The following is a 12,227-nucleotide window of genomic DNA, read 5'->3' as shown; positions in this document are numbered from 1 at the left end:
TGCGCGCGCCAGTGGGCGACCGTGGCTACGCCGGCGATCCAGTGCAGGGCACGCCAGAGCGAAGTCTGCGCTACGCGATGCGATTTCGACGAGGCACGAATTCGCGCCGATGGCAAATGACGATCACACACAGCGGCAACCAGATTTCATGTCTCGAAGTGCGAGACCTCGATTGGGTCTTTCAAATGCTTTGGGAACAGCAGCGCGAAGTGGTGCTGATGGTCGGTCTTGACGACATGAGTTACGCGGAAATCTCGCTGGTGCTCGGCATGCCGGTTGAAGCGGTCATGTCGCGGCTCTCACGTCGACGCGAACGGTTGCGTCACGTGACCGCCCCCGTGCGGCCAGAATCGAAGCTCGGAGTCACGTCAACGTGACGCGCGGGACGCACGCCGGGCCGATGCGTCCAGTCGAGGAACGGCTCAGAAACTTGCTGGTCCGCTCGCTGGAAGGCGACGCCGCGTCGTATCGAGCGTTTCTGCAGGACCTGACCGGACATCTGCGGGCGTTACTGCGCAAACGGCTGCACTATCTGCCTCATGATATCGAAGACGTCGTGCAGGAAATCCTGCTGGCCGTGCATAACGGACGCCATACCTGGCGCCCGGACGAACCGCTGACCGCCTGGATCAACGCGATTGCGCGCTACAAGCTGACGGACCATCTGCGTGCGCGATCGCGTCGCGAGGCGTTCCAGGAACCGCTTGATGACGAAGCCGATATCTTCGCCGCATCGGACACGGAACCCGCGGATGCGAGGCGCGATGTGCACAAGTTGCTCGACCAGCTACCGGACCGTCAGCGTTTGCCGATCGTGCACGTCAAGCTGCAAGGGCTTACCGTCGAGGAAACGTCGCGCCTGACCGGCTTATCGGAATCGGCTGTGAAAGTAGGCGTGCATCGCGGGCTGAGGGCTTTGGCCATGAAGATTCGAGGGATATCCTGATGAAAACAGAGGATCTGATTTCGATGCTCGCGACAGGCGTTGCGCCTGTCGAACGACATGTCGCTGCAAAGCGCTTCGGTGGAGCGCTCACGTTTGGCGCAATGGGTGCGCTTGCGATCGTGATTCTCGGTTACGGCGTGCGGCATGATATCGCCGTTCTTCTGCATGCTCCGCTGTTCTGGGCGAAGCTCGTGTGGCCCACATGTCTCGCGTTTGCAGCGTTGGCGGCCTGCGTGCGCCTCGGGCGACCCGGCAGGGCTGTAGGGGGCTGGTGGGCCGTACTCGCGACGCCGGTGGCACTGGTGTGGCTTGCCGCACTACTGGTGCTCTGGTTCGCGCCGCCCGAGGCGCGTGAGCACCTACTGATGGGTCGCACTTGGCGCTCGTGCTCTTTCAACATCGCGCTGATCTCGTTACCCGCGTTCGCGGCCGCGCTGTGGGCGGCGCGCGCTCTCGCGCCGACGCGGCTTCGCCTCACGGGCGCGGCCGCCGGACTTGTTGCAGGCGCGATCGGCGCGCTTGCCTACAGTCTTCGATGTCCGGAAATGAGTGTGCCGTTCTGGGCAACCTGGTATCTGATCGGGATGTCGATTCCGACGGCCGCCGGGGCACTGCTTGGGCCGACGCTCCTTCGGTGGTGAAGTTACGGGGCGAAGCACTGTAGCGAGGGACGAATGGACCGTCCAAAAGGCAGTGGGCCGGCGGCGCCCGCGGCTGAAAGCGCCTCGACTGTGCGTCTGTTCGATAAAACGAGCCTCGCCGCAATCTGCTTGATTTGCATACTTCTCGAACGCCGCGAACCGTGTAACGGCCTGGTTGTCGAGTTAAAAATTGCTATTTCGGGCCGGACATTGATTCACTCTGCCGTTAGCGATACCCTTAAATCGTTCGTGGTCGTCGAATGCTGGTCAACCCGGAGACAACCGCTTCGTGAAGCAAGCGTGGGCTTTCCCGTACATCCTCGCCTTGAGCGCGATCCTCGGCGGATGCGGTAAGGACGGATCGCAAAACGCTACTCAAGCATCGGGCGCATCCGAGAGTCAGGCGCCGGTTCAGCCTGGGCAGGCCGCGAGCGCCACACCCGTCGCATCGGGCACGCTGGCTACCGTCACTAAAGCGCAGTTGTCGGCGGAAGCTGCCGAAACACTACGTCTGATCAAAGCGGGCGGCCCTTTCCCTTTTGGCGAGGACGGTGTCCTGTTCCGCAACAGCGCGGCATTGCTGCCGCAGCATCCGCGTGGCTACTACCACACCTACACAGTTCGCACGCCTGGCTCGGCGGATCGTGGGCAGCGCCGCATCGTATGTGGTGGACCGCGCAAGCAGACCGGCGACTGCTACTACACCGACGATTACTACGTCAGTTTCAAACGCATTGCAGAATAACTTGAGCCAATGAAAAACGCCCCCGGGCCTCTCATAAAGGAGACGCCGGGGTGTTGTGTTTTCAAAGGCCGTGCTGCGATGGCACGACCGTTTGCATGCGACGCCGTGGGCGTGATTGTCGCGGCGATGAAGCGCGCGCAAATCAACCGACTCCGCGAAAATCCTTGCCGCGATGCCGGCAACCGACTACCAAGGTGTGCTTGGCGAAACGCAGTTCGATTCAAGAGGCGACCTGCGGTACGGCGTGATTTTCGCTGTACAATACGTGGGAGGCCATTCAGGCGTGCGGTACTGTTCGCACTTCCACACGAAGGCATGCGGACATCTCGGCGATCCTCCCGAGTTCGCGCCAGACCTTGCAAAAAAAGTCTGGCGCACGCGGAACCGAGCGCAAAAGAGCCGAACACTACGCAGCCAGAATCTCCTTCACCGCACTATCGATGAATTTAACATCGACAGCGTTGGCTGCGGGACCGCCCGCAAAATGACCCCAAACCGATTCGATAGGCCGCAACTGTGCATTGGGCATCTTCGAAACCTCATACTCACTATCTTCCGGCGGAAAATACAGATCCGTGCGCCCGGGCATCACAATAGCCTTTGCAGTGATACTGGCCAACGCTCGATCGAAATCTCCCTTATATAGAGAATTCGCGGAAATATCGCCGTACTGCCAACTCCACATCATCGACAAGATATTGTTCGCGTCCTTCTTCAGGAAGTCGCCTTCCCAGAACTGCGTAATGAAGTCCTCGAGAGAGCCATACCCCATTGCTTCCATGTCGAGCCGTTGACGCAGAAACGCCTGCGAAAATCCCCATCCGGCAAACACCCTCGCGGCAGCGCGCATTCCACGCGTCGGCGGTGCATCGTAGAAACCGTCCTTGAATTCCGGGTCCAACAGCAATGGAGCCTTAAGCCCTTCGATGAACACAAAATTGTGCCGCGAGCACCGCGCCGCCCCGCAGAACGGCAGAATGCGTTCGACCATTTCCGGATACATCGCAGCCCAGTGGAACGCCTGCATCGCGCCCATCGACCAGCCGGTGACGAGCCTGAGCGACTCGATGCCAAACTTCTCGGTCACGAGGCGATACTGCATCGCGACGTTGTCGTAGAGCGTCACATGCGGAAAGCGGCCGCGATCATAAGGGGGGGATTGTTGCTTGGCGAACTCGATACGCCGTTGCCAAACATATTCGGCACGATGATGAAATACTCCCGCGGATCGAGCCCCATGTGCTCGCCGATCAGCCATTCATTGTCGACATGGCTGCCGCTATAAAACGTCGGATAGACAATCGCGTTGTCGCGCGCGGCATTCAGCCGGCCATACGTCTTGTAGCTGAGCAGCATGTCAGGGAGCGTCGCACCGGACTGCAGCACGACGCGGCCGAGATTGAAAGTTTCGAAGTCTGTCATGTGAGCCTCATATTCAATTGGCGACGACGTTAAGGAATTTTTGGGTGCGCTCGTGAGTCGGGTTGTCGATGACCTGCTGCGGCGTTCCTTGCTCGATAACTTCGCCGCCGTCCATGAAGACAACGCGGTCGGCGACATCGCGAGCAAAGCGGATTTCGTGCGTGACCACGACCATCGTCATGCCTGCATCAGCCAGCCCGCGCATCACGCCAAGCACTTCACCGACGAGTTCTGGATCGAGCGCCGAAGTCGGTTCGTCGAAGAGCATCAACTTGGGCTTGATCGCGAGCGCACGCGCAATCGCCACGCGCTGCTGCTGCCCGCCTGATAGCCGATGCGGCAGAAAATCCGCGTGCGCGGCGAGGCCCACGCTCTTCAACAACTCCCGGCCGAGTGCTTGCGCTTCGGCAAGCGGCACGTCATAGACCTGCCGCTGTGCTTCGACGATGTTGTCCAGCGCACTCAAATGACTGAAGAGATTGAAATGCTGGAACACCATACCCACGCGCGCTTCGGCGCGTGCGCGTGCGAGGTTGTGCAGGGGCCGCACCGTGCCGCCGCCACCCGGTACTTCCCGGTAACCCACATACTGCGAATCGACCTTGATCGTTCCCCAGTCAAGCGGTTCGAGATGGTTAATCAGCTTGAGCAGTGTGCTTTTGCCGGAACCGCTCGGGCCGAGGATGACGACCACTTCGCCATGCCCGATCGACAGGTCGACGCCGCGCAATATCTCGCGCTTGCCATACGATTTCCAGACGTTCCTGCACGCTACAAACGGTTCATCGCGATGCCGCGGCGTGCGACTTTCGGCAGGCAGCAGCGTCCCGATCCATGCGTGATCGTTCGCCTCCGGCTCTTTTGCGGCGACCGGAGAGTCAATCGGTGCGTCGAGCGCTTTCACATTGCGCGTCGAAGGGCGCAGTCCGAACCACGACAACGTGACCTTTCGGTCGCGCTCGTGATCGAAGATGCTTTCGAGCCACACCTGAAGCAAGGAGATCCCGCTCGTCAGGACCAGATAAATCACCGCCGCCGCACCGAACACGGTAAAGAACTTGAAGTTCTGGCCGACGACCTGTTGCGAGCGAAACGTTAGCTCGTTGACGAAGATCACCGACGCGATCGACGTTAGCTTCAACATGCCGATGGTGTCATTGGCGAGGCCCGGGATCACCGCGCGCATCGATTGCGGCAGGATAATGCGGCGTAACGTCAGCAACGGTCCCATGCCGAGTGCGGCGGCGGCGGTCGATTGCGAACGGTTCACTGACAAGATGCCGGCACGAAACAGTTCAGCGCTGAACGCCGCCTCGTTCAATGCAAAGCCGATAACCGCAGTCGTGACTTCATCGAAACGCAAACCGATCAGCGGCAACGCGTCGAAGATGAACACGAGTTGCAGTAGTTGCGGTGTGCCGCGCACGAACCAGATATAACCCCACGCCGCTGAGTTCAAGGCCTTGAATCGCGACAGCCGCATCAGCGCAAGACCGAGCCCGAGCACCAGCCCGATCGACATCGCTATCAGCGTAATCTTCACCGCGATCCACGCGCCGCCGAGCAGGAAGGGCGAGCCGACATACCCGGCCAGCTCCTTGAAACCGTCGAACACCTGAGCGCCATCGAGACCGGCCGCCATCGCCGGCTGCAATACGAACATGGCAACCATACCGAGAGCGCCGACTACAATGTGTTTGATACGCAATGCCTTCATTTCCGAACCTGATCCATGACGCTACCGGCACACGACACGGTGTGCCGCGCAGGCAGCCTTTATTGAGTAAGCAGTGTGGTCGGCGTTTGCAGCGACGGATCTACGCCGTATCGCTGAAAGGTCTTCTTCTGCGTCTGATTGGCCTGCATGATCTTGAGTCCGTCGGAAACGGCGGCGATCATATCGGCGTTGCCTTTCTTCACACCCACGCCGATCTTCATACCGCTCGTCACCATGAAGCCGCGCATGTAGAGTTGTGGGTTCTGTTTCGCGAGACCGTCGACGAGCGCCAGGTCGTACATCATGACATCGGCACGATGGCTTGCGACGAGGCGTGCGCCCGACGCGATATCGGCGGACGTCATGATGGTCACGTCGGGCTTGCCTTCGGCTTTGCATTTGGCGGCTTGCGCCTGCGCCATCGTCAGTTCGACGGTGCCAATGCCTGCCGTGACCGTGAGGCCGCAGAGCTTGGAGATGTCATCGATCTTCTTGGGGTTGCCAGCCGCCACCAGACCGCCCGTGCCGGCCTGCATATACGTAACGAAGGTCGTTTCCTTCGCCCGTTCCGGCGTGTAGTACAGCAAGTCCCACATCACGTCGATCTGTCCGGCACGCAGCGCGGGCAGCAGCCCCGGCCAGCCGGCAGTGAAAAATTCCGTCTTCACGCCGGCGCAGTCGAACACGGTCCGGGCCATGTCTGCATCGGCGCCGATGATCTTGTTGAAATCCTTGCTGTCACGAAACGCATATGGAGGCGACTCGGGGTCCACGCCGATCTTGATGGTCTTGCCCGCAAGCGACGGATATTTCTGAGCCACCTTGGACGGTTCGCACGATTGCGCTGACGCGCCTTGTGCGAGGAGAAGACCGGTGAGTGCGCACAGCAGCAGCTTGATTGCCTTTGACATGAACATGGCGAATCCTATTGAGGTTGAAGGAAATATGGGCGGACGAGGGCGGCATGGCAAAGTGAAAATGAAGTGATCTAATGCCCGAGAAAGTCCATGTGGTTTGCAATCGAACCAGGCGTGGTGATGCAGACCCGGCCTTCGTCGCGCGCGCGGGCAATATGTTCGAGTGCCCGCCGCAAGTGACACAAACGATGCGGTTGTCCCATCAGGTACGCATGCAGCGCAATGCCCATCACCAGCGGTTCTCGCGCGGATTGCCGCAGCATTTCCTCGAAGTGATCGATCACCAGATCGGCGAACGATTTCGCGTCCATTTGGCGCGCAAGGATCATCGGGATATCGTTGACCTCCTCCGGATACGGAATCGCCCACAGCGGGTGACCGTTGCGCGTAAGCAGGCGCGTGGGCTGATCGTCGTGACACCAGTTGAGCGTGTACTGGTAACCCGCTTCGGCCACCAGATCGCTGGTGACATGGCTCTCCGAGAGCCACGGCGATAACCAGCCGGCCGGCTGTTGCGCGCTCTCCGCCGCGATCCGCTCGCGACATGCCACGATCAGCGCGCGTTCGTCGTCTTCGGTCAGCGTTCCTTGTCGGTCCGAATTCGTATGGCCGTGCGCGACGAGTTCATCGCCACGCTGAGCGAACGCGGCGACCAGTTCGGGGCAGTGATCGTAGAGCGCCGTGTTGATGATGGCCGCGGTTGGCAGTGCGAGTTCATCGAAGAGATCGAGACAGCGCCATGCGCCCACGCGCAATGCGTACTCACGCCACGCGTGATTGAGCACATCGGGTTCGGGCATCACCGGGCCGATAGTCGGTCCCAGTCCTTCACCGAACGCAAAGTGCTCGATGTTGAAACCGATATAGACCGCCAACCGGGAACCGTCGGGCCAACGATAAACGGGGCGGCCGTTGATCGGCAAATATTGAAAGCGCCCGTGGCCGGGCAGCGTGCGATGTGCGGGAGAATCCATGGTCCAGTGAGTCCTGTCGAACGGCGCATACGCCTGTGTTCAAGTCAGAACCCATGGTAGGGAAGCCAAAATCGCGGCATCGAGCTTGCTGCGAACAAACTCTTGTACGCACGCGTATCGGAGGTCGCTACTCGCTACTTCACGCGGTGAAGAGCGACTTCCGGATGATCGCGTGCACGCCCCAGTTGCCGTCTACCACCTGCGTCACGCCGAAGTCGACTGCGACCGAGATCAGAGAGATCGCCTCATCTTCGGAAAGACCCTTGGTCGTCATCAGGAAGCGCCGGGTTTTGATGAACGCGTCGCGCATCGCGAGATCGAGCGTGGATTTTTCGTACACAGCGCTTTGCGCGCTCGTGCCGAACTCGGCCAGATAGTTCGGATAGCTGAAGCCGTGAAGAACCCATTCGTCGGCGGTTTCGACTAGCGGATAGGTGAGGTCCGCAAACACCTGCCTGCCGAGCGTCTCTTTCTTGTGGAGCACCAGTTGGAAGTCGCCGGTGAGCGAACATTCGATCGCGGTGCCGCACAGTTCTGAATCTCCTTGCGATGCATGCGGGTCGCCGACGGAGAGCAGAGCGCCCGGCACCCCGACTGGCAAGAACACGCTCGCTCCACGCGTCACGCGCCAGTTGTCGAGATTTCCGCCGAAGGTGGAGGGCGGGATCGAATCGATCAGACCATCCTGCTGCGGCGCGACCGTGATCACGCCGAAGTGTGGACGTACCGGAATCTGGACGTTCTTCAGGATGTCGTGATTCTCGACCACCGTCGAATGATCGACTGGCACGCCGGGATAGTCGATTGTCGGATGCATCACGCCAAAGGGGTCGCGCTGAGGTGTCCAGCGGAAGTTATAGACAGCGCGCGCGCAGGCGGTTTTGCCTGCGGTGGCGTCGGCATCAAGTTCATAGATGGTGACGACCTCGCGCGGTTTCGGCTCGGTCAATAACTCGCGATAGTGGAAGCCCCACCACGCAGCGGCATTGCTGCCGAACGCGCGGCCGGCGAATTTCGGATTGGCGCAACGGCGCGGGTGAATGTCGAGAATGCGCACTTCCAGCACATCGCCGGGTTCCGCGCCGCGCACGGCAATCGGTCCGGTACAGATATGCACGCCGAAGCCTTCACCCGCGCCACGTCCATAGATGGACGCATCCATGGGACCGGCGCCGCGGCGATTGACGTTCTTGCGCCCGGCGGTCCAGTGGAACACGCTTTCAGCGCCAGGATCACCCTGCACCATGCGCTCCCAATCATCCGCCGCGTGTTGCGTGAGTGTTTCGATCGTCACCGTGTCGCCGCTGTTCAGCTCGAGCACGGGCTTGAGATCGTGACTGAAGTAACCCCAGTGAATTGTGTTGGCCGTCGCGCGCAACAGATGATGACGCGGCTTGCCGGACTCGCGGGACGGGGGTGCCGAAGGCGCTTCAGGCTGCTCGGCAGAGCCGGTCTCGTCCGCAACTTCATGAACCGCACCCTGCTCGGCGAGTTGTGCCTGCACGATCAGACTCCCGGCGTTGACGGGCAAGCCGCGCGAGATTCGCCGCACGAGAAGGCGCGCTAATTCAAGACCTGCTTCATGCCGGAAAGTGCGCGGCGACGCGCCATATTGCTCGCGAAATGCGCGGCTGAAATACGCGGGGTCGTTGAAACCCCAGCGGAAGCAGACATCGGCAATCGAAAGCTTTTCATACAGGGGATTGACCAGATCCGCGCGGCAGCGCTCCAGTCTGCGGGAGCGCAAGTAGGTCGAGAAATTCTGTCCAACCGCTTCAAACAGTTTCTGCAAATAGCGCGGCGACACGCGCTCTTCCTTCGCTATCGAAGTCAACCCGAGATCGGGGTCAGCGAGATTGCCTTCGATGGTTCGACATATTCGTGAAAAGAGCGCGGCCTGAGATGGCGTGAGGCCACTGAAGCTGCCTTCCTTGTCGTGCCCGACGAGACTGGCGACCAGGAACTCCGCGAGCGCGAGTTCGAGGGGACGCAGATCGTCGAGTGACAACGTCTCCACGCTTTCAGCAATCGAGCGCAGAAAGCCGGAGAACACGTGACCGATACCGGCGTCTCCGGGCAAACGCCCGGCACGCAGTGAGAACGGTGTAAGAAGGCGTGCGTTGATGGCGGCGCGGGGCACGCGGATCACGAACGCACGGAAGTCGGAGGTGAACGACAGGCCCGCTTCCTCGCGCGACGACGCATAAACAATATCACCGGTCGCAACTCGCGCGCGCACACCGTCGGCGACGAGCGTTACGCCGCCGTCGAGATGCAGCACGATCACGAGACTGTCGGTGCCGTCGACTTTGAGCTCGATCGTTTGCGCGAACGCGGCCAGCGCGATCAGTTCAAAGCCGTTGCTCGACTTGCGCGACTTGATGGTTCCATGCAAGTGGCGCGCGGCTGCCTGAGGCGCGCCGCAGCGCAGACCAAGCCGGTCGAGCGCCTCGTTCCATGCTCGCAGGCGATCTACTTCGGCGTACGACTCGGTGGTGAAACGCAGTAAGTCCAACCCAGGCTCCCGGACCCTGACGAACGTCAGTCGAGTGATTCAAAGGCAATGTCCGTGCCATCGATAACAACGCCGTTAGCGCTGTGGCGCTGCGCTACGACGGTGCGTGGACGCACCGCTACCGCGCTGCGCTACAACTGTGCGCGGACGCACCGTCGTAGCGCACGCGCACAACTCACGCGCGAGGCTTTTTCTTCGGAGGAAAAATGCTGCGGGGGATCTTGCAATGAATGCCCTGACGGCCATCGACGACCTGGGTCACGGAGAAATCCGCGGCGACGCTCATTAGCGAATACGCGTCGTCGCGGGACAGGCCTTGCTGCTCGGTGAGCAGCAACAACATATCGCGTGAAGCGTTTTTGGTCGCGATGTCGAGGTCTTCATCAAAGCCGTGGACGATCCAGTATTCGGGCGTTTCCAGCAGCGGCGAAGGAAATCTGAAGTCGCGCCGCAGCACGATCTGGAACATCACATTGAGCGACGCCTCGATCGCGGTGCCGCTGATTTCGCCATCTCCTTGCGATACATGCGGATCCCCGATCGAGAACAACCCGCCGTCCACGGCGACCGGGTAGTACATGGTGGAGCCCGCGCCGATGCGCCAGTTATCGATATTGCCGCCATGTGCGCCCGGCGGCACGGTGCTCACGCGGCCCGCCACATCGGGCGCGACGCCTGCCGTGCCCAGATGAGGGCGCACCGGCACGCGAATGCCTTCGAGCGCGGGTTCGCGGCAGCAGTCGCGAATCTCCGAGCGCTTGCCCGGCACGAGATATTTGCCGGGATAGTCATACCCATACAGCGCGTGAGCGGTGTTCGATGCCTGATCGAGTTCGTAGATAGTGACGCGTTCTTTCTCGAAGTCGGTGAACAGATGACCCCAGTGCGCCGCGAGATTCGAACCGTAGTTGAAGCGCGGAATCATCTGCAGATAACGTACCTCGAGCAGGTCGCCAGGCTTTGCGTCCTTCACGAAGATCGGTCCCGTCATCAGATGCACGCCGGGTTGGCGATCGGATTCGGGAATCGTGTCGTAGAGCGCGCGCACCTTGTCATCCATCATGAGGTCGGGGGCGTCGCCTGCATGATGCGTGATCGCTTCGGCGCGAACGAAGTCGCCGCTCTCGACGATCAGCGCGGGCGCTAGCGCCGCGTCAAAATATCCCCAGTGAACATTTTTCTGGATAGCTGGCAGGTCATGAAGCATGCTTTCTGAAGCTCCGTAAGAGTGTGCGATCGGTGCAACGCGACCGATGGCAGATCGTACGAGCGACAGAATAGATACACTTGGGTGACTGCGTACAAAAGCTTGTGCGTGGGCGAAGCTCGTTCCGGCACGACTACGCTTACGAAGGTCTTGTAAGGTCGGCATCCAAGTCCTCGACGATACCGTCGGGGAGGCGGCAATCCGCGACGATCGTCGTGACGTCGGATCCGTCGGGATTGACCGAGTGAATGTGGCCACCGCTCAATTCGAGGAACGACAATCGGCTGGAGCGGGTCGCGTCCGCGGAAACATTTGTTCCGCCGATTTGGGGCATGGTGCGTTCTTTCGGGTCACTGCCAATGGAAGAGAGACTGAATGTGGGGCGCGACTGTGTACCCCGGGGAGCGGTCTCGTCCATCATCCGCCGCACGATATCCGGCTCTGCGGCCGGGGTGCCGACCCGAGCGATTGCAACTCGAGCGATACCTGTTCGGCGACGTTCTGCCCAAGCCGGCTGCCGACGAGTTTGAGCATCAGATCAAGCGGCGCGGTACCGCCGACGCACGTCAGGCGATCGCGGTCGATCACAAACAGTTCGTCTGCAAAATGGACTCGCGGAAACTCCTTGCGCAACACGTGCAGGTCTTCCCAATCCACAGTGCAGCGGTAGCCGTCGAGCAACCCCACCGACATCAGCGCATACGCACCGGTGCACATGCCACCGAGTGGTACACCCTGCCGCGCGAGATCGCCAAGCAGCTCCGTGACGCTGCTATCCACCGCACGGCGGATTTGCGTGCCGCCGCAGACGATCAGCACATCCGGCCTGCCCGCTTCTTCAAGCGTGCACGCGGGCTTGAGCGTGATGCCGTTGCTGGCGCTCACTGGCACGCCATCAGGTGTAAGGATCGACCATCGATATGGCTGCGCGTGGGCGACGTGATTCGCCACGCGCAGCGCCTCGACCGCGCTCGTGAACGCGATCATCGAAAAGCCGGGCAGCGTGAGAAAGCCAAAATGCGCAAGGCTCTGCAACGGCAATTCATTCCTGGCTGACGTCACTTCACTCTCCATGATGCTTACGGTAGGTCTGGTGGTCGCAGAAATCGCTGGTTTTCGCGGCGGCGCGCTGCTCTCTACCTG

Annotated in this window: 10 protein-coding genes and 3 pseudogenes; 5 read left to right on the top strand and 8 right to left on the bottom strand. The window is 60.7% G+C overall.

The annotated features are described in order from the left end of the window. Positions 1-116 precede the first annotated feature (116 nt). From B0G74_RS35735 to B0G74_RS47115, 5 genes and pseudogenes are all read left to right on the top strand, one after another. Positions 117-377 (top strand): sigma-70 region 4 domain-containing protein, encoded by a 261-nt coding sequence (locus B0G74_RS35735; protein WP_243658467.1) that lies wholly within the window; start codon positions 117-119, stop codon positions 375-377. A gap of 23 nt (positions 378-400) precedes the next feature. Then, complete coding sequence (locus tag B0G74_RS35730; protein WP_132381368.1) at positions 401-946, top strand: sigma-70 family RNA polymerase sigma factor; 546 nt, start codon at positions 401-403, stop codon at positions 944-946. After that, on the top strand, positions 946-1,587 hold the full coding sequence (locus B0G74_RS35725) for a DUF1109 domain-containing protein (RefSeq protein WP_132381037.1): 642 nt from the start codon (positions 946-948) through the stop codon (positions 1,585-1,587). The genes B0G74_RS35730 and B0G74_RS35725 overlap by 1 nt, the downstream gene beginning before the upstream one ends. Positions 1,588-1,876: 289 nt before the next feature. Further along, positions 1,877-2,332 carry a ribonuclease gene (locus B0G74_RS35720; protein ID WP_132381035.1) on the top strand — a complete coding sequence of 152 codons (456 nt, stop codon included), beginning with the start codon at positions 1,877-1,879 and terminating at the stop codon, positions 2,330-2,332. 87 nt (positions 2,333-2,419) lie between these two features. Next, a pseudogene (locus B0G74_RS47115) lies at positions 2,420-2,582 on the top strand (branched-chain amino acid ABC transporter substrate-binding protein); the annotation flags it as partial. Positions 2,583-2,738: 156 nt separating this feature from the next. On the opposite strand, the pseudogene B0G74_RS35710 reads toward B0G74_RS47115, so the two are convergent. The 8 genes and pseudogenes from B0G74_RS35710 to B0G74_RS35675 form a co-directional block, all read right to left on the bottom strand. Next, a pseudogene (locus B0G74_RS35710) lies at positions 2,739-3,754 on the bottom strand (alpha/beta fold hydrolase). Between the two features lie 13 nt (positions 3,755-3,767). Then, positions 3,768-5,426, bottom strand: a complete 1,659-nt coding sequence (locus B0G74_RS47560; protein WP_279388634.1) for an amino acid ABC transporter permease/ATP-binding protein — start codon at positions 5,424-5,426, stop codon at positions 3,768-3,770. Positions 5,427-5,530: 104 nt separating this feature from the next. Then, the gene (locus B0G74_RS35700) at positions 5,531-6,382 is read right to left on the bottom strand and encodes an ABC transporter substrate-binding protein (protein ID WP_243658464.1); all 852 of its coding nucleotides are present in this window, start codon (positions 6,380-6,382) and stop codon (positions 5,531-5,533) included. A 77-nt stretch (positions 6,383-6,459) separates the two neighbouring features. After that, positions 6,460-7,362, bottom strand: a complete 903-nt coding sequence (locus tag B0G74_RS35695; protein WP_132381029.1) for a polysaccharide deacetylase family protein — start codon at positions 7,360-7,362, stop codon at positions 6,460-6,462. Between the two features lie 139 nt (positions 7,363-7,501). Further along, positions 7,502-9,877 carry an acetamidase/formamidase family protein gene (locus tag B0G74_RS35690; protein WP_132381027.1) on the bottom strand — a complete coding sequence of 792 codons (2,376 nt, stop codon included), beginning with the start codon at positions 9,875-9,877 and terminating at the stop codon, positions 7,502-7,504. A 175-nt stretch (positions 9,878-10,052) separates the two neighbouring features. Continuing rightward, positions 10,053-11,084, bottom strand: a complete 1,032-nt coding sequence (locus B0G74_RS35685; RefSeq protein ID WP_132381025.1) for an acetamidase/formamidase family protein — start codon at positions 11,082-11,084, stop codon at positions 10,053-10,055. Between the two features lie 139 nt (positions 11,085-11,223). Continuing rightward, the gene (locus tag B0G74_RS35680) at positions 11,224-11,418 is read right to left on the bottom strand and encodes a hypothetical protein (RefSeq protein WP_207915757.1); all 195 of its coding nucleotides are present in this window, start codon (positions 11,416-11,418) and stop codon (positions 11,224-11,226) included. A gap of 146 nt (positions 11,419-11,564) precedes the next feature. Continuing rightward, positions 11,565-12,158, bottom strand: a pseudogene (locus B0G74_RS35675) (AraC family transcriptional regulator); the annotation flags it as partial. Positions 12,159-12,227: the final 69 nt, after the last annotated feature.

It is taken from the genome of Paraburkholderia sp. BL9I2N2 (genome assembly GCF_004339745.1).
Taxonomy (GTDB): Bacteria; Pseudomonadota; Gammaproteobacteria; order Burkholderiales; family Burkholderiaceae; genus Paraburkholderia.
Note: the sequence above shows the minus strand (reverse complement) of the source record. Positions and strands in the feature narration are given on the sequence as shown.

What these genes read in the sequence shown, in the direction of transcription:
- B0G74_RS35685 (WP_132381025.1), bottom strand. Translation starts at nt 11,084, where the DNA reads ATGCTTCATGACCTGCCAGCTATCCAGAAAAATGTTCACTGGGGATAT.
- B0G74_RS35730 (WP_132381368.1), top strand. Translation starts at nt 401, where the DNA reads ATGCGTCCAGTCGAGGAACGGCTCAGAAACTTGCTGGTCCGCTCGCTG.
- B0G74_RS35695 (WP_132381029.1), bottom strand. Translation starts at nt 7,362, where the DNA reads ATGGATTCTCCCGCACATCGCACGCTGCCCGGCCACGGGCGCTTTCAA.
- B0G74_RS35735 (WP_243658467.1), top strand. Translation starts at nt 117, where the DNA reads ATGACGATCACACACAGCGGCAACCAGATTTCATGTCTCGAAGTGCGA.
- B0G74_RS47560 (WP_279388634.1), bottom strand. Translation starts at nt 5,426, where the DNA reads ATGGTTGCCATGTTCGTATTGCAGCCGGCGATGGCGGCCGGTCTCGAT.
- B0G74_RS35680 (WP_207915757.1), bottom strand. Translation starts at nt 11,418, where the DNA reads ATGCCCCAAATCGGCGGAACAAATGTTTCCGCGGACGCGACCCGCTCC.
- B0G74_RS35700 (WP_243658464.1), bottom strand. Translation starts at nt 6,382, where the DNA reads ATGTCAAAGGCAATCAAGCTGCTGCTGTGCGCACTCACCGGTCTTCTC.
- B0G74_RS35725 (WP_132381037.1), top strand. Translation starts at nt 946, where the DNA reads ATGAAAACAGAGGATCTGATTTCGATGCTCGCGACAGGCGTTGCGCCT.